The following is a 22,843-nucleotide window of genomic DNA, read 5'->3' on the forward strand; positions in this document are numbered from 1 at the left end:
GCCGCTAGGGGCCGTCGCAGGCCCCACCGAGGGCCCCGCGGGCACCCGCCGAGGTTTTGCGGAGACGGCGCCGCCCCCCTGGCGGCCGCGGAGCGATCGCCGCTCGGGCCCGGCGGACCGCGCTCCGCCTGGGCCCCGGCGGGCGGACGCTCCTCCGCCTTCCCGCCGACGCTCACCCGGTGACCGGCGGTGCCGCCGAGGCTAAGCTTCGCGCGGCCATGACGACAGCGACGAGGCAGGAGTCGATCCAGAGCAAGCTCGCCCGCGCGCTCGATCCCGTGCACCTCGAGGTGGAGAACGAGAGCCGCATGCACAGCGTGCCGGCGGGCTCGGAGACCCACTTCAAGGTGCTCGTGGTGAGCGAGGCGTTCCGGGGCATGAGCCCCCTCGAGCGCCACCGGCGCGTCAACGACGTCGTGCGCGAGGAGTTCGGCGCCGGGCTGCACGCCTTGACGATCCGCGCGATGACGCCGGACGAGTGGGAGCGACAGGGCGGCGCGGACTTCCGCTCTCCCGCGTGCCTGGGCGGCTCCAAGGCGGCGCCGGGCTCCGGCGCGAAGTCGAGCTGAGCGGCGAGCCGCGCATGGAGCTCGTCGTCGCGCTCGTCTCGGATCTGCACTTCGGCCCGCAGGCGTCGTTCGGGGGCAAGCTGCGCAAGCTCACGGGCGACGCGCCCGCGCTCACGCGCGCCTTCGTGGAGCGGATGAACGAGATCACGCGGCCCGAGCTCGTCGTGAACCTGGGCGACGACATCGAGGACGAGGGGCCCGAGGCCGATCGGGCGCGCTACGGCGAGTGCATCGCCGCGCTCCGCGGCGTGCGGGCCGAGCTCTTCCACGTCGCCGGCAACCACGACGTCGTCCACCTGAGCGAGGCCGATCTGCTGTCCGCCTGGGGCAGGCCCGAGGTGACCCGGCTCCACTACGCGTTCGACCGCGGCGGGTTCCACTTCACGGTCCTGCACACGCGCGAGCGCAAGGATCACGATGTGTCGGTGGGGCCCGAGCAGCTCGCCTGGCTCGCCGACGACCTCGCGGCGTCCTCGCTGCCCAAGGTCGTGCTGATGCACCACAGCGCGGCCGATCAGGACCTCCGGGGCAACCGCTGGTTCGAGGGGAGCCCGCACATCTGCCTCGTGCGCGAGCGACGGGCGATGCGGAGGCTCTTCGAGGAGCACGGCGTGCTCGCCGTCTTCAACGGCCACCTGCACTGGAACCACCTCGACGTGATCCACGGTATCCCGTACGTGACGCTCCAGAGCCTGATCGAGAACCTCGACGACGACGCGCCGGGCCGCCCCGCCGCCGCGCACGCCGTCGTGCGGCTCGGCCCGAAGCGCATCGTGGTCGAGATCGAGGGCGCCGAGCGGGCGCGGTACCAGTTCGAGCGGCGGTAGGGCGGCCGGCGCGTTCACCGGCGCTTCACCCCGCGCACGCCGACGACCGGTCCGTTCAGCGCAGGATCACGCGAGCTCGAACGTGCCTGTCTCCGCGATCCCGCACTGCATCGATCGCAGCATGGATTCCAGCTCTCGCTCTCCATCCCATCCGCTGCGAGCAGGAGGTATCCAGCGCGATGCACGAGAAGACTTCCCCGTCTGCTGGAGCGGATCGGGCTCGGCCTGAAACCGCTCCAGCGTTCTCAGAGACACAGGTGAACATCGCTTCCAGCGCGCCGGCGCCGAGCGAGATGGAGAGCGATGAGCTGCCCTCCGGGGGCCCTTCGCCTCAGGCGGAGGCCGGCGGGAGCGGCAGCACCCGCTCCACGAGATAGCGCAGGATGTCCTGTGGCGTGATGATCCCGACGAGCCGCCCCTCGCGCACGACCGGCAGATGGTGGATCCGGTTCTCGCGCAGCAGGGTCATCACCTCGTCGGTGGGCATGAACTCGTCCACGCAGATGGGCGGGGTGCTCATCACGTCCGCGGCCGTCATGCTCTCGTACTCCTTGCGCAGGAGCACGCCCAGGAGATCCGTCTCGCTGACGAACCCGACGATGCGGTGGCCCTCGTCGATGACCGGCGCGCCGCTCAGGTGATGCTTCGCGAACAGCTGCAACATGTCGGTGACCGGCGTGCCCTGCTCCAAAGCGATCACGCGCTCGGTCATCAGATTGCGCGCATGGCCCTTCATGGTGTGCGGCATGTAATGATCAAGGCGCAGCGGCGTCAAGGGCGCAGCGACGCGCCGCGCCGAGCAGTCCGTCCAGCCGCCGTTCGTCCTCCCCACCGCCCCCCCGTCGGGCGAACGCCGCAGAGAGCGGCGCGCGCCCCGGCCCGGACGAGCTCAGCGCGGCCCTCCCGGCCGACCCCGCAGGCCGGCAGAGAGCCGTCCTCCACCCGGGGCGACGCCAGCGCGGCGAACGCCCCCGCGCGCCGCCCGGCAGGAGGGTGGCTGTCAGCGACAGGAGGCCGCCTCGCCGCTCATCGCGGCTACGTCGCCCATCGCGCCTCCGTCCCCGGTACCAGCATCGCTGTTCTTGATACCGTGGACAGAGCGGGAGTCTCGCGTCGACAGCGCCGACAGAGCGTTCGCGCCGCGACACAAAAAAAGAGCGTATTGCGTGCGCGCCGGTCTTTGCCGCGCGATTCATCAGTGACATCTTTCCATGCGTTGCTGTAACGGAGACGACCGATATCGGCCGCTCCGGCCTTGTTGGTTTCTTCGCGGCTCGTGCACTTGAACCAAGAACTACGTACCGGCGCTGCGACGCGAGCCCCCGTGGCCCGCGTCGCAGCGCCGGTCGTTTCGGGAGCTCACGGGCGAAGAGCTCATGGGCATCCCAGGGGGCGTTGACCATGGAGCATTCGCCGAAGCTGGCTGCACTCGTCCTGGCCGTCGCCGCGCTGTTCACAGGCGCATGCGTGGCCCCGCTCGATCCGGAGGCCGAGGCCGCGGACGACGCCGCGTCCCAGCCCGTCCGGTCGCACAACGCGCTGACGTCGAACGCGCTGACGTCGAACGCGCTCACGGCCGAGGCGCTGACGTCGAAGGCACTGACGTCGAACGCGCTGACGGGCCAGGCGCTCTCGGGCAACTCGCTCACGGCCCAGGCGCTCCGCGACCCGTCCGCGCGCACCGTGCTGAGGTACATCGCGAGCTGCGCGCTGCCAGCAGGCGAGCGCCTCACCGTCGCGCTCGACGACGACGAGCTCTCCTTCCCGGGAGAGCTCGGCCTCGCGCCGAGCTGGGGCCAGGTGGGCGGCTCCTGCGACGACGCGTGCCGTAGCTGGGTCAGCGGCTGCGTCCTCGCCCGCGTCAACTACCTCGGACAGAAGGTGAGCCTCTCCCTCCGCGGCGATCGCGCGGAGCTCCGCGCCGACAAGGTCGAGCGCTCCGCGTACCCCATGCGGGAGGCGACGTACTACGGCGACATCTTCGCGGAGGTGCCCCGCTACCACGCGTGCCTCCCGCCGGAGGCCTCCGCCATCCCCCGCGTCTGCGGGCCGTCGCTCGAGACGTGCGCGATCGAGGTCGCCGGCTCGTGCGACAGCCTGTGCGACGCGCCGAGCGCCGACGGCAGCTTCCCGAACTGCCGCGGCAAGGTCCGCGGCCGCTCGGGCAAGCTCACCGTCGAGAAGACGCCGCACCCGGGCTCGGTCACCGCGTTCCTGCACTGACGTGGGCCACGCGGAGATCATCGCGGGGCGCTTCGTCATCGAAGGAGAGGCCGCCGCGGGCGGGATGGGCACCGTCTACAAGGCGCACGACCGCCTCGGCGGCGTTTCGGTCGCCCTCAAGATCGTCCGCCTGAGGAGCGCGATCCAGGTCGAGCGGTTCGAGCGGGAGGCCGCCCTCCTCGCCGCGCTCGTCCATCCGGGCATCGTGCGCTACATCGCGCACGGCAGCACGCCGGAAGGCGACCGCTACCTCGCCATGGAATGGCTCGACGGCGAGGACCTCGCCGCGCGCCTCGCCCGCCGCTTCCTGCCCGCGAGCGAGGGGCTCTCGCTCGTGCGCCGGGCCGCCGACGCCCTCGCGTTCGCGCACACGCGCGGCGTCGTCCACCGCGACATCAAGCCGAGCAACCTCTTCCTCCCCGGCGGCGACGCCGGGCGGGTCAAGCTCGTCGACTTCGGCATCGCGCGGCCCAGCGCGGACGCGGGGCGCGTGACCGTCACCGGCGGCGTCCTCGGCACGCCCGGGTACATGGCCCCGGAGCAGATCGAGGCCAGGAGCGCGCCCGATCCGCGCAGCGACGTGTTCTCCCTCGGGTGCGTCCTGTTCGAGTGCCTCACCGGCCAGCCCGCCTTCGCAGGCGCGAGCCCGATGGCCGCGCTCAGCAAGATGCTCCTCCTGGATCCGCCCCGCCTCCGCGACCTGCGCGCGGACGCGCCCGCGCCGCTCGACGAGCTCGTCGCGCGCATGCTGTCCAGGCTGCCCGGCGATCGCCCGCGCGACGGCGCCGACGTCGCGGCGGAGCTCGACCGGATCGTCGCGATGGGTGGCGCGTGGACCGCGCCGCCCGACGCGCCGACGCTCTCGGGGAGCGAACCTCCCGGCGCGCCGACGCTCGCGGGGGGGAGCGCGCCGGCCCGCGGCCCCGGCCCGCGCGAGCGCGTCGCCCTCACGCTGGACGAGCAGCGCGTCGTGAGCCTCATCTTCCTCGGCGAGGCCGACCACGGCGCGGCCCGGGCGCCGCGGCCGGCCGCGCTGGCCGCGGAGGTCCCGGGCTCGCCGCCGCCCGCGTCGGCCAGCTCGCCGCCGCCCGCGTCCACCTCGCGCGCCGCCGAGCTCCGCGCGCTCGTCGAGCTCCACGGCGGCAGGCTCACGCAGCTCGCCCCGGGCGTCGACCTCGTCATGATGTCCGGCCCCGGCAGCGCCGTCGATCGCGCCGAGCGCGCCGCTCAGTGCGCGCTCGCCCTCCGCGCCGAGCTGCCCGGCGCACCGCTCTGCGTCATCACGGGGCGGGGCGTCTTCTCCGCGGGCCTCGCCGAGGGCGACGTCATCGACCGCGGCCTCGCCGAGCTCCGCGCCGCGCCCACCGGCGCCGTGCGCCTCGACAGCGCGACCGCCGGCATGCTCGGGCCGCGCTTCGTCGTCGCGCGCGTTGTCCACTCGACGACCCCCGCCCCCTCGGCGCCGGGCGAGCCGCTCGTCCTCTCCGGCGAGCGCGCCGTCGACGAGATCGCCCCCGCGCTGCTCGGGAAGCGCACGCCCTGCGTCGGCCGTGCCCGCGAGCTCTCCATGCTCCACGGCGTGCTCTCCGGCTGCATCTCCGAGTCGCTCGCGAGCGCCGTGCTCGTCCTCGGGCCGCCCGGCGCCGGCAAATCCCGGCTCCGCCTGGAGCTCTTCGCCGCCCTGCGGCAGCGCGACGAGCCGGTCGAGATCCTCTGGGGCCGCGCCGACTCGGGCTCCCCCGGCTCGCCGTTCGGCATGGTCGCCGACGTGCTCTGCCGGGCCGCCGGCCTCCGCGCGCGCGACCCGGCGTCGGCGCGGCACCGCAAGCTGAAGCAGCGGCTCGGGCGCCACCTCGCCGGCCCGGCGCTCGAGCGCGCGGCGGCGTTCCTCGGCGAGATCGCCGGCGCGCCGTCGCCGGAGCACGCCCGCGTGTTGCGCGCCGCGCGCCAGAGCGCGGCCGGCGTGAGCGACGGCGTGTGGGCCGCGTGGGAGGACTGGCTCGCGGCCGAGTGCGCCGCGCGCCCGGTGCTCGTCGCGCTGGAGGACCTGCACTGGGGCGACGTCGCCACCGTGCGCCTGCTCGACGCGACCCTCCGGAACCTCCGCGAGCTGCCGCTCATGCTGCTCGCGCTCGCGCGCCCCGACGTCCACCGGCAGTTCCCGAGCCTCTGGGCCGAGCGCGAGGTGCAGACGATCAAGCTCGGTCCGCTGCCGCGCCGCGCGAGCGCGGAGCTCGTGCGCGCCGCGCTCGGCGCGTCCGTGGCCGAGGGCGTGGTGGCGCACCTCGTCGAGCGCGCCGGCGGCAACCCGTTCTACCTGGAGGAGCTCATCCGGGCGGTCGCGAGCGGCAAGGGCGAGCTCCTGCCCGACTCGGTGCTCGGCACGGTCGAGGCGCGGCTGGATGCCGAGGGCAACGAGGGCAAGCGCGTGCTCCGGGCGGCCAGCATCTTCGGCGATCGCTTCTCGAAGCCCGGCGTCGCGGCGCTGCTCGGCGGCGAGGGGCACCTCGCCGACGTGGAGGCCTGGCTCAGGGCGCTCGCCGACCGCGAGCTCGTCGCGCCGGCCTCCGGGTCGGGGAGCCTCACCGACGCCGCCGACTACGTCTTCCGCCACACGCTCGTCCGCGAGGCCGCCTACGCCATGCTGACCGAGCCCGATCGCGCGCTCGGCCACCGGCTCGCGGGCGCGTGGCTCGAGCGGGGCGCCTCCGCGGATCCGAGGGTCGTGGCCGAGCACTTCCGCCGTGGTGGAGAGCCCGGCCGCGCGGTGCGCTGGTACCGGCGCGCGGCCGAGCAGTCGCTCGAGGCGAACGACCTGCGCGCCGCGCTCGAGCGCGCCGACTGGGGCGAGACGTGCGGCGCCGCGGGCGAGGACCTCGGCGCGCTCCGGCTTGTCGCGGCGGAGGTCAAGGTCTGGGAGGGCGATCTCGCCGCCGCCGAGGAGCTGGGCGCGTCCGCTGCCGAGCTGCTCCCCGCCGGCGCACCCGGGTGGTTCCGGGCCGTCACCCAGATCGCCGCCGCGGCGGGGAAGCTCGGCGCCGTCGACCGCGTGGCGCGGTGGGCGGCCGTCGCCGAGGGCCTCGTTCCGGCCGCGTCGCCGCCCTCCGCGTCGCCGCCCCCCAGCACGCTCGCGTCGCCGTCCCCCAGCACACTCGCGTCGCCGCCCTCCGCGTCGCCGCCCTCCGGCGCGGCCGCGCTGCGGCGCGCGCGGATCGCGTGCTTCTGCGAGTGCGGCGCGCAGCTCGTCTTCGGCGGCCGCTACGCCGAGGCCGACGCCCTGCTCGCGCGCATCGACGAGGACCTCCGCGCGCTCCCGCCGCCGGACGCCGAGCTCGTCGCGATGGCGCAGCAGCTCCGCGCGATCCGCGCCTCGGCCGGCGGCGATCCCGAGGCGTGCCTCGAGGGCCTGGAGGCGGCGCTCGCGGCCTTCGAGCAGGCCGGGGACAGGCGCAGCGCGTGCGTGATCGGCGCGAACCTCGGCTTCATCTACGCGGAGCTCGGCGAGCTCGTGGCGGCCGAGTCCGTCCTGCGCGCCGCCCAGGAGGCCGCCGATCGGATGGGGCTGCGCGAGCTCGCCACCGTGGCGCTCCACAACCTCGGCCACGTGCTCGGGCAGCTCGGCAAGCTCGACGAGGCGCTCTTCGTCGAGCGGCGCGCGGTGGAGGCGTTCCAGCTGCGGGGCGACCTCCGCATGGAGGGCGTGGCGCGGACCTACCTCGCGAAGATCGCGCTGCTCTCGGGCGACGCCGCGACGGCCGAGCGGGAGGCGAGGGCGGCCGAGGCGGCGCTGCACGTGGCCCCGCGGCTGCGCGCGCCCGCCGTGGCGGTGCGCGCGCGCGCGCTGCTGGCCGGCGGCCAGGTCGAGGCGGCGCTCGACGCGGCGCGGGAGGCGTTCGGCGAGCTCGCGGCGCTCGGCTCCCTGGAAGAGGGCGAGTCGCTCGTGCGGCTCGCGTACGCCGAGGCGCTCGCGGCGTCCGGCGCCCACGGCGAGGCGGGCGCCGTGCTCGCCGAGGCCAGGGAGAGCCTGCTCGCGCGGGCCCAGCGGATCGCAGACCCACGGCGGCGCGAGCGGTTCCTGACCGCGGTGCCGGAGAACGCGCGCATCGTCCTGGGCGCCGCAGCGACGTAGGCCCGGGCGCCGCAGCGGGCTGGCCGGCCCGAGGGGTGCATGCCCCCCTCCGCCTCGCCCGCCCGTGCGCATCCGCTTCCCGGGCGACTCGGCCCGACATGGACGGTTTGACGCCGCCGCGCTGATGGCCTGTCGCGCCGCCTGGACCAACGCGACCCGTGCGGGGAAGGACACCGACCTGCCGATTGTCCAGGATAAGCGAGACGCTTGTTGTGCTGAGAGCCTGTGAGTTCTGCTTGATTCGAATTAAAAAAATACTCTATCAGAGGTGACAGGTGATCAGACGAGCTCATTCCTCCAACAGGCGCGCTGTACTACCCACTACCGTCACACCTGCTCGAAATCAGCAGAGAGTCGAGAGAAAACGAGGGGCTGGGTGCCGAATGTGGATTGACGCGTTGCGCTGTGCAGCGGGAGCTGCCGTGCTGCTGCTCTCGCAAGGATGCGTTGCGTCGATGGATGAGGCGATTGACGCAGAGCGCGCCGAGGTCGGCGAGGCGGCTCTGGCGCAGAAGAGCTATGCAAAGACGCAGTATCCGATCGTGCTCTGTCACGGGATGGCCGGCTTCAAGGCGATGTTCGGTGTGGTCGACTACTTCGGTGGGATCGCCTCGACGCTGCGCTCCGACGGAGCGGAGGTGTATGCCACCGCGGTGCCCCAGTTCGACAGCACCGAGGCGCGCGGGGAGGCGCTGCTCGCGCAGGTCGAGGATATCGTCGCGCGCACCGGGAGCGGGAAGGTGAACCTGATCGGGCACAGCCATGGAGGGCTCGACGTCCGGTACGTCGCCGCGGTGCGGCCGGATCTCGTCGCCTCGGTGACCACGATCGGGGCGCCGCACCAGGGGGCCGAGCTCGCCAGCTATCTCCAGGAGAACCTCCGCGACGGCGGGCTCACCCAGGGGGCGCTCTCGTTCCTCGCCAACAGCCTCGGCTCGGTGCTCAGCCTGTTCAGCGGGCACTCGACGCCTCAGGACTCGGTCGCCGCCGTGAGGTCGCTCTCCGCCGAGGGGATGCGCGAGTTCAACGCGCATTATCCGGCCGGGCTGCCCGACAGCCGGTGCGGGCAGGGCGCCGCCGAGGAGAACGGCGTGCGCTTCTTCTCGTGGTCGGGGACCGGGATCATCACGAGCCTCCTCGATCCGACCGACCTGACGCTCGGGCTCATCTCCAAGCTGTACTCGGAGTCGAACGACGGGATGGTGGGCAGGTGCAGCTCCCACCTGGGAGAGGTGGTCCGCGACGACTACGGGATGAACCACCTCGACGAGGTGAATCAGCTCTTCGGGTTCATCAACCTGTCTGGACCGAACCCGAAATCCGTGTTCCGGGCGCACGCGAGCCGCCTGAAGAACGTCGGTCTCTGAGCCGGCGAGGGCCCTCGTGGAGCGTCGTGGAAGGAACGTTCTCCTCGCGGCGATGGCGCTCGCCGCGCTGCTCGGCGTCGGGCAGGTCGCCTCGCGGGAGCGGCCCAGGCCGTCCGCGCCGGGCGCCCGATCGAGCGGGCTGACCGCGCGCAGCTGGCGGACGGAGGCGTTGCCGGCGCTGTCGACGGCGCCGGCCCCCGCGCGCCTCCGGCAGGCGCTGTCGGTCGCGCCGCCCGACAGCGCGCCGCGGCGCGTCGCAGCGCCCTCGCTTCGCGGCACCGACGTCGACGGCGCGGTGCTCGTCGACGCGAACGGCGATCTGATCGTCGGCCCCGAGCTCCTTTCGCTGTTCGACTACTTCCTGAGCGCGACCGGCGAGGAGCCGGCGGCGGTGATCAAGGCCCGCATCGTGGCGGCGATCCGGGAGCGCGCCACGGGCCGCGCGGCGGAGCAGGCGATCGCGCTGCTCGACCGGTACCTCGGCTACCGCGAGGCAGCCGGCGCGGCGCGCGTCGCGCAGGCGGCCGATCCGGCGGAGCGGCTCGCCGCGCTGCGCGAGATCCGGCGGGAGCAGCTCGGCGCGGACGTCGCGGCGCAGCTGTTCGGCGACGAGGAGCGGGAGGGGGAGGCGGCGATCGAGACGTCCCGCCTCCTCGCGGACGCGACCCTCTCGCCCGCGGAGCGCGACGCGCGGATCGCGGAGGTCGAGGCGGCGCTGCCCGAGCACCTCCGCGAGGCGCGGGAGGCGGCGGTGCGCCCGCTCGTCCAGCAGGCCGAGGAGCAGGCGCTCCGCGACGCGGGCGCCTCGGACGAGGAGCTGCACGCGCACCGGGTCGCGACCGTGGGCCCCGAAGCCGCCGACCGGCTCGCCGAGCTCGACCGGCAGCGGGCTGTCTGGCAGCAGCGCCTCGACGCGTTCGCCGACGCGCGCGCGGCGATCGCGGCGAGCGAGCCCGATCCGGAAGCGCGGCGCGCCGCCGAGGAGGCGCTGCTCGCGCGCGCGTTCACGCCGGAGGAGCGGCTGCGCGTGCGGGCGATCCTGAGCTCCGCGCCGTGACCCGCGCGCCGGCGCGGCGCGAGCACGCCGCGGCGAGGCGCGTCCCGCGATCGGGCCGCGAGCGGCGACGTCGCGCCGTGGCACCATCGCGCCGTGGCTACATCGAGCCGTGGATCGAGAGCCCGAGCCCGTCGGCGGTGACGAGCGGCGCTGCGCCCATCTGGAGCACGCGGCCGCGCTGCACCGGCACGCGCACCTGCCGCGGCAAGGCGACGCCGCCGAGCAGCATCCCGAGACCGACGGCCTGGCCGGCGCCCAGGACGGAGAGGCCGACCGCGCTGGCCGCCGAGTGCCGCCCCGTGCCGAGGTGGATCCAGGGGCCGGCCACGGGGATGAGCAGCGAGCTGGGGCTGGGCGCGACCCTGCCGCGTTGCGGGACGAGGGAGCAGGCGCACTTGGTGCATTTAGGCACGAGGCGGGGCTCCGGCCGCTCGAGCGAGAGGGCGGCGCCGTAGAGGGCCGACGCGGTCCAGAAGCCGCCCAGCGTGGACGCTCCCGCGATGATCCAGCGCCTCTTCTGAGGGTTCGCGACGTAGGTGGTGGCGGCGGTCTGCTGCGTGGTGATCGCGGCCCGCTGCGGCCCGAGGCTGCCTTGCGTCGAGGCCCGAGGCGAGATGACCTGTGTGGCGTCGCCCGCGGAAGCGCTGGAGATGCCGAGACAGACGCCGAGCCCGAGAAGCCCGGCGAGCCCCGCGACGACGCCTCTCCCTCCAGTTGACCTACGGCTGTATCTCCCCATCTTCGAAGTCCGCATGAGCCCCTCCCGGTGCCATGAAACGCACCTGCGCTGGAGAGAGCAAGCCCCGGGCCCTCTCGAGATGCCTGGGCCCCGGTCGGCTCGAATGCCCGAGATCCGAGCCACGGAGGCACAGAGAGCACAGAGGGCAAGGAGAGCACAGAGGCTCTCTGCGATTCCCGCCGTGTCCTCTGCGCCGCCGGGATTCCGCTTCCTGGAGGGGAGACGCCGGGTCCTGCGTCCGGGGAGGACCTGGAGAGCGGCGCTCGGCTCCGACAGGCACACCGGCCCGGATCAAGAAAACCGCAAGGACGCCAGGGACGCCAGGAGAGGTCGGAAGATTCTTCTCCCGGCGTCCTTGGCCCCTTGGCGGCCCGTATCCTTCTCTTCCGAGCACCGCGCTGGACCGGTTCTCGTCCCGGCGGAATACACACCTCACGAGACAATGCGACGTGACGCGCGTGATTACCTGGCCGAGAACGACAGGCTACACAGCGCCCTCGCGGAGCCACTCGCCGAACCGCTCGCCGATCATCAGCGCGGTCAGGTTCGTGTTCACGCTCGGGATGGTCGGCATGATGCTCGCGTCCGCGACGAGCAGCCCCTCGACGCCGCGGACGCGCCCGCGCCCGTCGACCGCCGCCGCCGGATCCCCCTCGGGCCCCATCGGGGCGGTCCCGCACGGGTGGTAGCCGGAGCCGCAGCTCCGGTAGATCCACCGCTCCAGCGCCTCGCGCCGCATCAGCGTGCGCTCCGTGGGCCAGAGAAACCAGCCGAGCTCGCGCATCGGCGCGGTGCGGGCGACCTCGTACGCGAGCTGCATCGCGTCGACCGCGCGCGCCAGGTCGTCGCGGTCGACGAGCATGTTCGAGACGATGCGCGGCCGCGCGTGGGGATCGGCGCTCAGGTGCTCGATGCGGCCGACGCCGCGCGGCTTGCCGATGCAGCACGCGATGGCGAACGCCGGGATCGTCAAGCGCGGGTGCAGCGGGAAGAAGGAGCCCGGCTGGAGCTGCATGTCATTCGGGTACGGGCTGCCGCGCGACGTGTAGCGGAGCACCGTCTGGACGAGCGGCTGGCGCAGGACGTCGATCAGCCCGCGGCGGCGCGGCCACAGGCCGATGGCCGCCCCCGGATGATCGAGCAGCCGCGCCCCCACCGCGGGCACGTCGGACACGGGCGCGACCCCGAGGCGCGCGAGCTCGGCCCGCGGCCCGATCCCGCTGCGCAGGAGGATCCCGGGCGTCGCGATCGCCCCCGCGCTCAGCACCACCTTGCGCGTCACGACCACCTCGACGCGCCCGTCGGTCTCGATCTCGACCCCCTCGACCCGGCGGTTCCGCACGAGCACCCGCCGCACCGTCGTGCGCGGCCGGAGCCGCAGGTTCTCGCGCCGGCGCACCTCGGCGGTCAGGTAGCAGCGCGCCGCGCTCATGCGCTGGCCGTCGATCTTGTTCATCGCGTGCGGCCCGACGCCGCCGGGCGCGCGCGGATCGTTCGTGTCCGCGCACTCGGGGTGTCCGAGCGCCCTGCACCCGTCGACGAACGCCGCCTGCCACGGCACGAGCTCCTCGCGCCGCGCGCGGCGGATCGGCACCGGGCCGCCCTTGCCGTGCCAGGGCTCGCCGAGGTCGCGGTCGTCCTCGAGGCGCTTGAAATAGGGGAGGCAGGCGTCGAAGCCCCACTCGGGCAGGCCGAGCGCGGCCCACTCGTCGTAGTCGTACGGCTGGCCGCGGATCGCGATGCACGTGTTCACGGCCGACGAGCCGCCGACCACCTTGCCGCGCGGAAAGAGGAACATGATCTGCCCGGGCGTCGGCCGGTGGCGGTAGCCCCAGTCGTGCGCGAGCCACGAGTTGCGGGTGCCGTCCCGCAGGTCGGCGGGCAGGCGGTCCAGGTCCGGGTAGTCCGGGCCCGCCTCGAGCAGCAGGACCTCGCGATCCGCGCGCTCCGTGACGCGCGCGGCGATCACGGCGCCCGCCGAGCCGGCCCCGACGACGACGAGCTCAGCGGCGCTGCCAGGGCGGGACGAAGAGGACATCGACGTTCGAAACACCTTGGAAACTCGACCTACACGGGATCGCGTCGTCAGGCAACGTGCCCTCGAAACCGGGTGCGCCGTATGCCTGTCGTGCAGCTGCATCGCGTCCCACGCGGCGCGCGCCCATCCGACGGCGGAGCGCGCCCGTCCGGCGACTCGCCCCGGAGGCCACATTGGAAACACCGAGGTTCATACAGGGTGTCTACGCGTTCGAGGGGCAGGGCCTGGAGCAGCCGGTCCCCCTTCGTCCCGTGATCGGGTACACCGTCCCGCGAGACAAGCGCGCGCAGCTCATCTATCTGCGCGCGGGCAACTCCACGTCCGAGCTCATCTACCTGCTCCTCCGGCGCGACGGCCAGCCGATGCGCTACTTCCCGATCGGCGCCAAAGGCGCCATCCACGTGCCGCTCGTCATCGTCGAGGACATCCACCCCGAGACCGTGCTGGAGCTGTCCGTGGGCGCGCCCGAAGGGGTGCGCGGCCTCGCGACGATCGACATCGGCCTGGCGGAGATCTGAAGTCGTATCGCACGTCCAGGAGCTGCGTCGGGTGGATCGCGCCCGGCGCGACGGGGACCTGACCCTGGCGGCGGCGGCGGCGGCGCCGGGCGCTTTGCGGCGCCCCTGGACCGCGCGTCCGGGGGTACGCTACCGGGATGCGTCGCCCGCGACGCCGCCCGGAGGGTCCCTCTCGCCATGGCCGATTTCACGACAGCCGCACCGCTCGCCCCCGGCACCGTCCTCGGGGGCGATTTCCGCATCGTTCGCCCCCTGAGCCAGGGCGGCATGGGCGCCGTGCTCGTGGCCGAGCAGCTCTCCACGGGCAAGCCGCGCGCGGTGAAGCTGATGCACGCGCAGCTCGCGCAGGACCCGCGCTTCCGCGAGCGCTTCGAGCAGGAGGCGAGGGTCGGGGCGCGCATCGAGAGCGACCACGTGGTGGAGGTGGTCGCGGCCGGCGTCGATCCGGCGACGCAGACCCCCTGGCTGGCGATGGAGCTGCTCGACGGCGCCGACCTGTCGGCCGTGGTGGCGCAGCGCGGCGCGCTGCCGCCCGACGAGGTCCGCGAGCTGATGGGGCAGCTGTGCCACGCGCTCGCGGCGGCGCATCGCGCGGGCGTCGTGCACCGCGATCTCAAGCCCGAGAACGTCTTCGTCGCGCGGCCGCGGCAGCAGAACGTCCGCTTCAAGGTCAAGGTGCTCGACTTCGGCGTCGCGAAGATCGTGGCCGAGGCGCGGGCCACAACGGCGGTGACCGCGTCGGTCGGGACGCCGCTCTGGATGGCGCCCGAGCAGACCGAGGCTGGCCAGCACGTCACCCCGGCGTCGGACGTCTGGGCGCTCGGGCTGCTCGCCTTCACCCTGCTCACCGGGCGCATGTACTGGCTCGAACCCACCCGCGGGCCGAGCGCCTCGGTCATGTCGCTCATGCGCGAGGTGCTGTTCGTCCCGCTGGAGCCGGCGTCCGCCCGCGCCGCGCGCCACGGCTGCGCGCACCTGATCCCCGCCGGCTTCGACGCCTGGTTCGCCGCGTGCGTCGCGCGCGACGTCCGCGCTCGCTTCGCCGACGCGGCGCAGGCGATGGCGGCGCTCGATCCCGTGCTCGCCGCGGCCGTCCCCCGGTCCGCGGCTCCGCCGCCAGGGCCGTTCGCGCCGGCCCCGCCGCCAGGGCCGTTCGCGCCGACCCCGCCGGCCACAACGGGCTCGCCGCCGGCCACGACGGGCCCGACCTACCCGACGATGGCCGGCACCGACGTCGGCGGCATGTCCGGCGGCACCCTGGCGCTCGTCCAGGCCCGACCGGTGCGCAAGGCGCCCTGGGGCCTGCTGCTCGCGATCGCCGGCGGCGGGCTGCTCGCCGTCGCCGCCCTCGTCGTCGGCGGCATCGTGGTCGTGGAGCGCCTGCGCGCGACCGAGCCCACCGCCCTCCCGCCGCTGTACGGCAGCGCCGGCGCGACCCCCGGCAGCGCCCCGACGGCGCCGATCGGGCCATCGAGCACCGCCGCGGCCAGCGACATCGACCTGGCCGGCACCTACGACATCACGTCGTCGCGCAACCCGGGCGGGCAGGGCAGCTACGCGGGCAACGTCCTCCTGTCGAGGAGCGGGGACACGTACCGCATCGCCTGGATCATCACGAAGGGCGCCGGTTACGAGGGGATCGCGCTCGTGCAGGGGCAGACCGTCGCCGTGGGCTGGGCGAGCGGCGGCCCGTACGGCGCGGCCGCCTACCGCATCGACGGCGATCGCCTCCGCGGGCAGTGGATCTCCACCGATCGGCCGGGCCGGATCGAGGTCGAGACGCTAGAGGGGCCCGAAGGGCTGACCGGCAGCTACAGCATCGTCGAGGGCCCCCGGAAAGGGACGGTCGTGATCGCGCGCACGGGCGACACGTACGCGGTGACCTGGACGCTGAGCACCGGCGGCACGCTGAAGGGGGTGGGCCTCCGCTCGGGCGATCAGCTCGTGGTGGGCTGGTCGCCGGGCCAGCAGGTCGGGGTGGTGAGCTATGCGATCGAGGGCAGGCAGCTCACGGGGCGATGGGCGAGCCTGGGCGGCACGCAGGCGGGGACGGAGACGCTGCTGCGCCGGTCCGGTTCGTGAGCCGATGGCGACCCCGGGCGCGATCGGTCAGAGCTGCCCATACTCACGGATCCGGTCGCGCTGTTCTCCCTTGTCTCCCTTGTCGGGCTCCAGATCGACGACGATCCCGAGGCGCGATTCGACGTAGGCCGCCCAGAGGGTTCCATGCGTCGGAACGCTGGTCCAGGTATTCATCTCCGTGATCGACAGGAGCCCATCCATGCTCCGATCGAATATTCTTATGTCCCTGAATCGTAATCCGCATGTGAGGCCGAGCTGGACGTTGACATTGAGGGAATACACGTCCCCACCGAGGAAGAGATCGACGTGCGTGGTCCGGACAAGGGTCGCCTGCGGCCTCAAGGTCGTGGTGAACATGGGAAGAACGGCTCCGATCAGTTGGTATAATTGAAGGCTCGTAGCCGCGCTCCCTCGGAACGGTCCGGCTTCGAACGTGGCATGGATCCCCAATTTCTTGCCTTCTATCGTCGACATGTTCTCCTTGCCCACTCCAGCGCCGATAAAATACCCGATGTTGAGCTCCTGGGTGGGGCTCGCGGTCTGTCCGAAGCTCACCATGACCGAATGGACGGCCCCCGGAGCTGTTCCGCCGCCGTACGTGGCTCCGAGTCTCGCGAGATGGGGGAGCTTCGTTTGAGCGATGCCGTTGAGGTGGAGACCGTCCCAATGGAATTTCTCAGGCGGCCGTGGCTCCTCAGCTGATGCCAGAGCGGCGAGGGTGAATACTCCGAGACCTGTCAGCGCGCGCAAGAATGGCGGCCCTGGCCCATTCGACCAGCGGGTCGATGGCTCCCACGAGATGAACGGCGGCGTGAGATGGGTTCGAGTCATTCGACCTGCATGCGGGCGATGCACTCTGGGTTCTTTACTAGTTCGTCGATGTCGACGTCGCCGTACTCGTCTTTGGTCATATAGGCGCTTTCCATGGCGCTGATTCCGCGGATGTCGCTCGTGACGTCTGGCTGCGATGCGCTCTCGAAGTGTCTTAAAACGGCGGAGCAGATCGAAAATTGGTCTCTTGCCAGATCTCGAACGCTCAATACAGATTCGCAGTCGATTGAGGTGTTGCTCAGTATTTCCTCGTATGCGTTGAATTGCCACCTGAAGTCCCTGCAGCTCTCGGCCATCCTGTTGAGCTCCGTCGCTCGCGATGCGATGTCGCATTGCTTCGAAAGCGCTGGCTCAGGTGGAGGTGTGGGGCTGCCTTCGCCGGCGTGGGGCTGTTCCTCTCTCTGCTGGATGTGGTGGTCGCGGCGCTGGAGGGTCTCTTCGCAGCTGATCAACTTCTTCCGGGTGACGCTCAGAGCTGACCGAACATCGGAGTCGTCGTTTCTGGCGGCGTCCTGGTGTGATTGATGTTGGTTTTTACTCTCCGCCGAGGCTCGCCCCAGATTGTATGTTGCCGCCGACGCGGCGATCGCGATGATCCCAAATCCAAGCCATCTTGTCGGTTTTGATGATGTTTTCATGCGTCGAACGTCGCGGATCGAGGTCCAGATGGTACTCGCGAGAACGGCGACCTTGGCCTGTTGGACTGACGGGGCGATGGCTCCCGCGACCTGAGCGGAGGAGTGGATTCGAGTTATTCGGCCTGCATGCGGACTATGCACGCTGGGTTCTTTACCAGCTCATCAATGTCGATGTCGCCGTATTTGCTAGTGATTGTGTAAGCATCGTCTACCGCGCCGACGGCGAGAGGATCGCTCGTCGCGTCCTGGGATCCGGGTTCCTCGTTGATTCTTGTAATGAGAGCGCAAGTCTGGCGCTGTCTCTGGGCTAGGTTTCGAATGCTCAAGACGGTTTCGCAGCCGACCGTGCTGTTTCCCAGGATCGCCTTGTATGCATCGAAGTGTCTTCTAAAGTTCCTGCAGTGCGCGCCCGCTATATTCAGATCTTGCGCTTGCATCGCGATGATGCATTGCTTCGAGAGCTCTCGCTCAGGTGAAGGCGTGGGGTTGGCTTCGCTGATGTAGGGCTCCCTCGCTCCCTCGTGAAGATCGTGGTCGCGACGCTGGCGGGTCTCTTCGCAGATGGCCAACCTTTGCTGGGTGGCGCTCAGAGTTGACCGAAGATCGGGTTTGTTCTTTCTGACGTCCTGGCGCGTTTGAGGCCGGTTGTCGCTCGGTGCCGAGATTCTTCCCAGGTTGTACGCTGCCAAAGCGGCGACGGCGATGAACCCCAATCCAATCCATGTTGTCGGTTTCGGTGATGTTTTCATCTGTCGAGCCTTGTGGATTGATGGCGATCGTCGTCGGAGCCGCAGCTGGTGAGGTGTGGAGGAGTCTCCCGGTGCTGTGAGCTAGTAGTAGCAGGGATCCTTCTTGGTTGGCGTTATCCCGACATTCTGAGGCTTGATGATTAGGGTGGTACCGCTGTTGGGTTGTAATGACTCGCGCCATTCATTGCATGATTTAGTGGCGAGTATGAGGAGGAATCGGTCTTGTAGCGGCGTCGTCCCCTCGCAGTAGATTGGCTGGGGCCAGACGGTCTCTTGTGCGCACAGCGCTTGGCACGTGGGGGATGGATCCATGCATGTCGGTGGTGGCTTTTCATCGAAGATCGTGCATCCGGTCTGGGATAGTACCGTCACGGAAATGATATGGGCGAGGCTGGGACGGATTGTCATTGAACGATGAAGTGCTGCGGTCATAGGCTCCTGCTCTCCGGGGCATCTGGTGGGGTCTCGCGTTTGCCTCAAGAAGGAGGGAGGAGGATACAGGAAAGGTTGCCGTTCTTCGATGAATCCGTGCACATGGTCGCGGCCGGACGCCGCGAGCGAGCGCGTCGAGCTCGCCAAGGCACGCGCACGATGCCCAGGACGTCGCGAGCAAGCGATGACTCGCGCGGCCGGTCGCGGACGATCTCGTTTCGTTTCCAGGGGATCGACGGGGGGCCGATCGGTGCGCGCGGTTCACGTCGCGAATGCTCGTTGGCAGCGCTCCCACGCCGCGCTTCAGAGAGCACCTTGCTGCGCAGCGCGCCCCCGTCGGCGAGCTCCGCGACGACGGCGGCGTAGCGCTCGATCGGGACCGGCTCCTCGAGGGGCGCTCCTGATGCCCCCGCCGGCGACCACCATCAGGCGCTCGCGCTGCGCGAGGTCGCGCAGATCGACGTGGGCGCGCCAGGTGAGGAGGTCTACAGCGCGATCGACGCGCAGCACCACGACCTCGGGGACCTAGACGCGGGCTCGGACGGCTACAGCTTCGGGCCGTTCGCGCTCGGAGACCGGGGCGGCGTCTACGACGCCATCGCGGGGGAGGACGACGACGTCGAGATCGACGAGACATCGGGCGGCGACCGGTTCGCCTGGAGGGGAGAGGCGTCTGCGACGCGTGAAGGTGCGCGGAAGCGATTGTGCGGTCTGATTTTTCTGCCTGAGCGGTCGCTCCACATCCAGGTCGCGGTGGCACAGCTAACGAAATGCGTTGCAACGGTGACCTGACCCACGTATGCGTTCCATCGTGGGAGACCACGTTCGCATGGTGCTCCGGCGTTGCCGAGGCATCAGGGCGATGGTGGTCCTCCCATGGGCACTGGAACTTCTCGTGGAGGGATCAGACTCATGAACCACCAAGTTCGATACGCTCTCTCGGCGCTGTCCATCGCCGCGTCGGTGAGCGTGGCAGGACCAGCGAATGCAGACGTGACCATCTCGGGAAACGTATCTCCCCAGAATCCATCCGACCCTTGGGACCTCGGGCTGAGCCAGCTCGTCGTGGGAGCCGGGACGGTCGAGGTGACCCATGGCGGGACGTTGATCAGCCCCGGCGCATCGGTGCGCGGGGGAGGTGATGCCTGGTTCGGTACCGTCAAGGTCGACGGGTATGGCTCGACCTGGGTCAACAATGGAACCATTGAGCTCGGCGCGAGCCTTATCGAGAGTTGGCTCGTCGTCCGGAACGGCGCCGAGGTGACCACCGATGAGCTCAGGGTGGGCGTCAGAGGCTCGCTGGGTGACGCTTTTGTGCTCGTCGAGGGGTATGACGCCACCCTGACGAGCAGGACGAACCTCTCCATCGGCCATACTGGGCAAGGCCACGTCGAGCTCAAGCAGGGAGCGAGCATCTTCTCACATAACGTCTATATCGGCGGAGTCGGCAACTGCACAGTCTGCGGGGGTGACGTCGCCATCACGGGTTCCGCGACGACGTGGGTGAGCACGGGGGAGTTCATCCTGGGCGTGAAGACTGGCAGCTTGCTGAACATCCGGCGCGGCCAGCTCTTCACCGTGGGCGCGCGCATCGACGGCGATGACTTCCGGAACAGCCACGCGAGCGTGAGCGGCTGGGGCGGCACGTGGACCAACCAGGGGCTCCTGCGCGTGGGGGCAAATCGTGGATACGGCACGCTCACCCTCGGGGCTTATGGGACCCTCGTGACGGAAGACACCGAGATCCACTCCGAGCTCGGCGGGGGCTTCATCAAGGTGAACGATGTCTATGCATCGTGGCTCAACAGCGGCGACGTCACCGTCTTTGCCATAGGCAATCAGTCTCCGTCGATCCTCGTCGACAACGGCGCCTTCGTGAGCATCGGCGGCCTCCTCCGCACCGCGCCGACGGTCGGGGGCTATCCCTATCCGTACCTGGGGCCCTCGGTGCGTCTCGCGGACGGCGACCTCGTCGCGGGCGCGATGGAGGTCGCGGAGGGCGATTTCGACCTCGCCGGCGGGCGCCTCGAGATCGGCAGCTTCGTGGGCGATCTCGCCAACATGCAGGGCGGAGAGCTCTCCGTCGGAGCGGTTCACCCTTCGACCGACATCGCCGGCAGCTACAGCCAGGGGCCGGGCGCCGCCCTCAGCATCGCGGTCGCGGGCTCGAGCGCCTTGCCGCTCCTCCAGGTGGATGGGGATCTCGATCTCGACGGGGCGCTGGAGGTCCGGCCGGCCGACGGCGCCGTGTCGTTCGAGGCCGGGGACACCGTCGTTCTGCTCGGTTGGCTCGGTGACCTCACGGGGACGTTCGCTGCCGTGAATATCGCCTTGCCGCTCGCCCCGGGGCTCGCCTGGGACACTTCGGCGCTGTACACGACCGGCGAGATCACCGTCGTGACCGCGAGCTGAGCGCCCTGCACGCGGCTGCAGGTCTCGCCGGGCTCCTCCCCGGAGACGGTGATGTTGTAGCGGCCCCGGACGCCGCACGAGATCAACTCGTCCGGTGTTATGTTATCTGATTTATGCCGCCCGAACGGTCACTCCATATCCGAGTTGCGGTGGCTCAGCTGACGAAATGCATTGCATCGGTGACCCGACCCACGTATGTGTTCCATCGTGGGAGACCACATTCGCATGGTGCTCCGGCGTTGCCGGGGCATCAGGGCGATGGGGGTCTCCCATGGGCACTGGAACTTCTCGTGGAGGGATCAGAATCATGAATCATCAATTTCGACGCGGTCTTTCGGCGCTGCTCGCGGTTGCGTCGCTGAGCGCGGCAGGACAAGCCTATGCGGACGTGATCGTCACTGGGGATGTGTCGCCCGAGGACCCGAGCGATCCGTGGGACCTGGGCTCGAACACGCTCCTCGTGGGGGGCGCGAGCGCCGTTTGGGAACCGACCTTCGACGATGGGGAAGTGATCGTCACGAGCGGCGGGAAGCTGTTCAGCGCAACCGCGCTGGTGGGGAATAGCGCCAGCGGTACGGTCCAGGTCATCGGGTACGGCTCGATGTGGACCAACAGCGGATCCATCCAGATCTGCGCGAGCGGCTACTGCGATGGGTCGCTCATCGTCCGGAACGGTGCGGAGGTGAGCACCGATGAGCTCGTCGTGGGCAATCGAAACTCGATGAGCCTCGGTCGTGTGCTCGTCGAAGGGTATGACGCCACCCTGACGAGCCGGACGAATACATACATCGGCCTCAGGGCACGAGGTCGCGCCGAGCTCAGGCAAGGAGCGAGCTTTTTCTCGAACAACGTCTATATCGGCGGCGCCCTGGGGTGCTCGGTTTGCAATGGCTCGGTGACCGTGGCCGGCTCTGCGACGAGATGGGTCAGCACGGGCGAGTTCATCGTGGGCGTGTACAGCCAGGGCACGTTGGACATCTACCGGGCCGAGGTCTCCACGGTGAATGCCAGGATCGGGGTTTCTAGCACGATTTCCAGCAGCAAGGCCAGCGTGAGTGGTTGGGGTGGTACGTGGACCAACCAGGGGCTCCTGCGCGTGGGGACGGATCTCGGATACGGCGAGCTTACCCTCGGGGCTTATGGGACCCTCGTGACGGAAGACACCGAGATCCACTCCGAGCTCGGCGGGGGCTTCATCAAGGTGAACGATGTCTATGCATCGTGGCTCAACAGCGGCGACGTCACCGTCTTTGCCATAGGCAATCAGTCTCCGTCGATCCTCGTCGACAACGGCGCCTTCGTGAGCATCGGCGGCCTCCTCCGGACTGCGCAGCCGGCCAGCATCCCCTACGTCTATCCCTACCTGGGGCCCTCGGTGCGTCTCGCGGACGGCGACCTCGTCGCGGGCGCGATGGAGGTCGCGGAGGGCGAGTTCGACTTCGCCGGCGGGCGCCTCGAGATCGGCAGCTTCGCGGGCGATCTCGCCAACTTGCAGGCTGGCGAGCTCTCCGTCGGAGCGGTTCACCCCTCGACCGACATCGCCGGCAGCTACAGCCAGGGGCCGGGCGCCGCCCTCAGCATCGCGGTCGCGGGCTCGAGCGCCTTGCCGCTCCTCCAGGTGGATGGGGATCTCGATCTCGACGGGGCGCTGGAGATCCGGCCGGCCGACGGCGCCGTGTCGTTCCAGGCCGGGGACACCGTCGTTCTGCTCGGTTGGCTCGGTGACCTCACGGGGACGTTCACTGCCGTGAATATCGCCTTGCCGCTCGCCCCGGGGCTCGCCTGGGACACTTCGGCGCTGTACACGACCGGCGAGATCACCGTCGTGACCGCGAGCTGAGCCCATCTCGATCACCCGCCCGCTCTGCGCCGCCGGCCCCGCGCCGCCGCCGGCGCAGAGCACCTCCAGCCGGTCGGCCGGCCGCGGATCGTTGCGGTCGAACCTCTGCACGAGCGCCGTCGAGGCCGCGAGACGGAGGCGCTCCCGGTCGCCACCCGGGCAGCTGAGCTTTCCTCGGGCATCGGAGGCGGTCCTGCCGGGGCAGCTGAGCTTTCCTCGGACATCGGAGGCGGTCCTGCGGGGGCAGCTGAGCTTTGCTCCGGCATCGGAGGCGGTCCTGCCGGGGCAGCTGAGCTTTGCTCCGGCGTCGGAGGCGGTCCTGCCGGGGCAGCTGAGCTTTGCTCCGGCATCGGAGGCGGTCCTGCCGGGGCAGCTGAGCTTTCCTCGGGCAT

The 22,843-nt window shown here is 70.8% G+C and carries 17 protein-coding genes; 11 read left to right on the forward strand and 6 right to left on the reverse strand.

All coding sequences use genetic code 11. From position 1 onward, the window contains the following. Positions 1-218: 218 nt before the first annotated feature. Together WMF28_RS17100 and WMF28_RS17105 are read left to right on the forward strand one after the other, a co-directional pair. Positions 219-569 carry a BolA family protein gene (locus tag WMF28_RS17100; protein WP_437580928.1) on the forward strand — a complete coding sequence of 117 codons (351 nt, stop codon included), beginning with the start codon at positions 219-221 and terminating at the stop codon, positions 567-569. Between the two features lie 14 nt (positions 570-583). Beyond that, complete coding sequence (locus WMF28_RS17105) at positions 584-1,396, forward strand: metallophosphoesterase family protein (RefSeq protein WP_437603310.1); 813 nt, start codon at positions 584-586, stop codon at positions 1,394-1,396. A 331-nt stretch (positions 1,397-1,727) separates the two neighbouring features. On the opposite strand, the gene WMF28_RS17110 is transcribed toward WMF28_RS17105, so the two are convergent. Continuing rightward, positions 1,728-2,132, reverse strand: a complete 405-nt coding sequence (locus WMF28_RS17110) for a CBS domain-containing protein (RefSeq protein ID WP_437603311.1) — start codon at positions 2,130-2,132, stop codon at positions 1,728-1,730. A gap of 665 nt (positions 2,133-2,797) precedes the next feature. Here WMF28_RS17110 and WMF28_RS17115 point away from each other — a divergent pair. The 4 genes from WMF28_RS17115 to WMF28_RS17130 all read left to right on the forward strand — a co-directional run bounded on the left by WMF28_RS17115 (position 2,798) and on the right by WMF28_RS17130 (position 10,172). Then, entirely contained in the window at positions 2,798-3,619 is an 822-nt protein-coding gene (locus tag WMF28_RS17115; RefSeq protein WP_437603312.1) for a hypothetical protein, read from the forward strand. Position 3,620: 1 nt separating this feature from the next. Beyond that, positions 3,621-7,748, forward strand: a complete 4,128-nt coding sequence (locus tag WMF28_RS17120) for a serine/threonine-protein kinase (protein WP_437603313.1) — start codon at positions 3,621-3,623, stop codon at positions 7,746-7,748. 455 nt (positions 7,749-8,203) lie between these two features. Further along, complete coding sequence (locus WMF28_RS17125; protein ID WP_437603314.1) at positions 8,204-9,115, forward strand: esterase/lipase family protein; 912 nt, start codon at positions 8,204-8,206, stop codon at positions 9,113-9,115. Between the two features lie 16 nt (positions 9,116-9,131). Next, the gene (locus tag WMF28_RS17130) at positions 9,132-10,172 is read left to right on the forward strand and encodes a lipase secretion chaperone (protein WP_437603315.1); all 1,041 of its coding nucleotides are present in this window, start codon (positions 9,132-9,134) and stop codon (positions 10,170-10,172) included. A 97-nt stretch (positions 10,173-10,269) separates the two neighbouring features. Here the strand turns inward: WMF28_RS17130 and WMF28_RS17135 are convergent, their stop codons facing one another. Both WMF28_RS17135 and WMF28_RS17140 read right to left on the reverse strand, forming a co-directional pair. Next, a complete protein-coding gene (locus WMF28_RS17135; protein WP_437603316.1) occupies positions 10,270-10,926 on the reverse strand; it encodes a hypothetical protein in 657 nt (218 codons plus the stop codon). A 469-nt stretch (positions 10,927-11,395) separates the two neighbouring features. Continuing rightward, the gene (locus tag WMF28_RS17140; RefSeq protein WP_437603317.1) at positions 11,396-12,949 is read right to left on the reverse strand and encodes a GMC family oxidoreductase; all 1,554 of its coding nucleotides are present in this window, start codon (positions 12,947-12,949) and stop codon (positions 11,396-11,398) included. Between the two features lie 173 nt (positions 12,950-13,122). On the opposite strand from WMF28_RS17140, the gene WMF28_RS17145 reads away from it, so the two are divergent. Together WMF28_RS17145 and WMF28_RS17150 are read left to right on the forward strand one after the other, a co-directional pair. Continuing rightward, positions 13,123-13,467: a molybdopterin oxidoreductase gene (locus WMF28_RS17145; RefSeq protein ID WP_437603318.1), complete on the forward strand. Its 345-nt coding sequence runs from the start codon at positions 13,123-13,125 to the stop codon at positions 13,465-13,467. 177 nt (positions 13,468-13,644) lie between these two features. Continuing rightward, the gene (locus WMF28_RS17150; RefSeq protein ID WP_437603319.1) at positions 13,645-15,549 is read left to right on the forward strand and encodes a protein kinase domain-containing protein; all 1,905 of its coding nucleotides are present in this window, start codon (positions 13,645-13,647) and stop codon (positions 15,547-15,549) included. A 27-nt stretch (positions 15,550-15,576) separates the two neighbouring features. On the opposite strand, the gene WMF28_RS17155 is transcribed toward WMF28_RS17150, so the two are convergent. From WMF28_RS17155 to WMF28_RS17165, 3 genes are all read right to left on the reverse strand, one after another. Further along, the gene (locus WMF28_RS17155; RefSeq protein WP_437603320.1) at positions 15,577-16,107 is read right to left on the reverse strand and encodes a hypothetical protein; all 531 of its coding nucleotides are present in this window, start codon (positions 16,105-16,107) and stop codon (positions 15,577-15,579) included. Between the two features lie 269 nt (positions 16,108-16,376). Continuing rightward, positions 16,377-17,018 carry a hypothetical protein gene (locus WMF28_RS17160; protein WP_437603321.1) on the reverse strand — a complete coding sequence of 214 codons (642 nt, stop codon included), beginning with the start codon at positions 17,016-17,018 and terminating at the stop codon, positions 16,377-16,379. 113 nt (positions 17,019-17,131) lie between these two features. After that, positions 17,132-17,767 carry a hypothetical protein gene (locus WMF28_RS17165; RefSeq protein ID WP_437603322.1) on the reverse strand — a complete coding sequence of 212 codons (636 nt, stop codon included), beginning with the start codon at positions 17,765-17,767 and terminating at the stop codon, positions 17,132-17,134. An 894-nt stretch (positions 17,768-18,661) separates the two neighbouring features. On the opposite strand from WMF28_RS17165, the gene WMF28_RS17170 reads away from it, so the two are divergent. The 3 genes from WMF28_RS17170 (at position 18,662) to WMF28_RS17180 (ending at position 22,451) form a co-directional block, all read left to right on the forward strand. Then, positions 18,662-18,991 carry a hypothetical protein gene (locus tag WMF28_RS17170; protein ID WP_437603323.1) on the forward strand — a complete coding sequence of 110 codons (330 nt, stop codon included), beginning with the start codon at positions 18,662-18,664 and terminating at the stop codon, positions 18,989-18,991. A 120-nt stretch (positions 18,992-19,111) separates the two neighbouring features. Next, positions 19,112-20,611, forward strand: a complete 1,500-nt coding sequence (locus tag WMF28_RS17175) for a hypothetical protein (RefSeq protein ID WP_437603324.1) — start codon at positions 19,112-19,114, stop codon at positions 20,609-20,611. A 307-nt stretch (positions 20,612-20,918) separates the two neighbouring features. Continuing rightward, a complete protein-coding gene (locus tag WMF28_RS17180) occupies positions 20,919-22,451 on the forward strand; it encodes a hypothetical protein (protein ID WP_437603325.1) in 1,533 nt (510 codons plus the stop codon). Positions 22,452-22,843 lie beyond the last annotated feature (392 nt).

This window comes from Sorangium sp. So ce590, assembly GCF_051521365.1.
Lineage (GTDB): Bacteria > Myxococcota_A > Polyangia > Polyangiales > Polyangiaceae > Sorangium.

Coding starts and splice junctions, on each gene's coding strand:
- WMF28_RS17155 (WP_437603320.1), bottom strand. CDS start 16,107: ATGGTGAGCTTCGGACAGACCGCGAGCCCCACCCAGGAGCTCAACATC.
- WMF28_RS17150 (WP_437603319.1), top strand. CDS start 13,645: ATGGCCGATTTCACGACAGCCGCACCGCTCGCCCCCGGCACCGTCCTC.
- WMF28_RS17135 (WP_437603316.1), bottom strand. CDS start 10,926: ATGCGGACTTCGAAGATGGGGAGATACAGCCGTAGGTCAACTGGAGGG.
- WMF28_RS17180 (WP_437603325.1), top strand. CDS start 20,919: ATGAATCATCAATTTCGACGCGGTCTTTCGGCGCTGCTCGCGGTTGCG.
- WMF28_RS17125 (WP_437603314.1), top strand. CDS start 8,204: ATGGATGAGGCGATTGACGCAGAGCGCGCCGAGGTCGGCGAGGCGGCT.
- WMF28_RS17175 (WP_437603324.1), top strand. CDS start 19,112: ATGAACCACCAAGTTCGATACGCTCTCTCGGCGCTGTCCATCGCCGCG.
- WMF28_RS17100 (WP_437580928.1), top strand. CDS start 219: ATGACGACAGCGACGAGGCAGGAGTCGATCCAGAGCAAGCTCGCCCGC.
- WMF28_RS17115 (WP_437603312.1), top strand. CDS start 2,798: ATGGAGCATTCGCCGAAGCTGGCTGCACTCGTCCTGGCCGTCGCCGCG.
- WMF28_RS17105 (WP_437603310.1), top strand. CDS start 584: ATGGAGCTCGTCGTCGCGCTCGTCTCGGATCTGCACTTCGGCCCGCAG.
- WMF28_RS17165 (WP_437603322.1), bottom strand. CDS start 17,767: ATGAAAACATCACCGAAACCGACAACATGGATTGGATTGGGGTTCATC.
- WMF28_RS17160 (WP_437603321.1), bottom strand. CDS start 17,018: ATGAAAACATCATCAAAACCGACAAGATGGCTTGGATTTGGGATCATC.
- WMF28_RS17140 (WP_437603317.1), bottom strand. CDS start 12,949: ATGTCCTCTTCGTCCCGCCCTGGCAGCGCCGCTGAGCTCGTCGTCGTC.
- WMF28_RS17110 (WP_437603311.1), bottom strand. CDS start 2,132: ATGAAGGGCCATGCGCGCAATCTGATGACCGAGCGCGTGATCGCTTTG.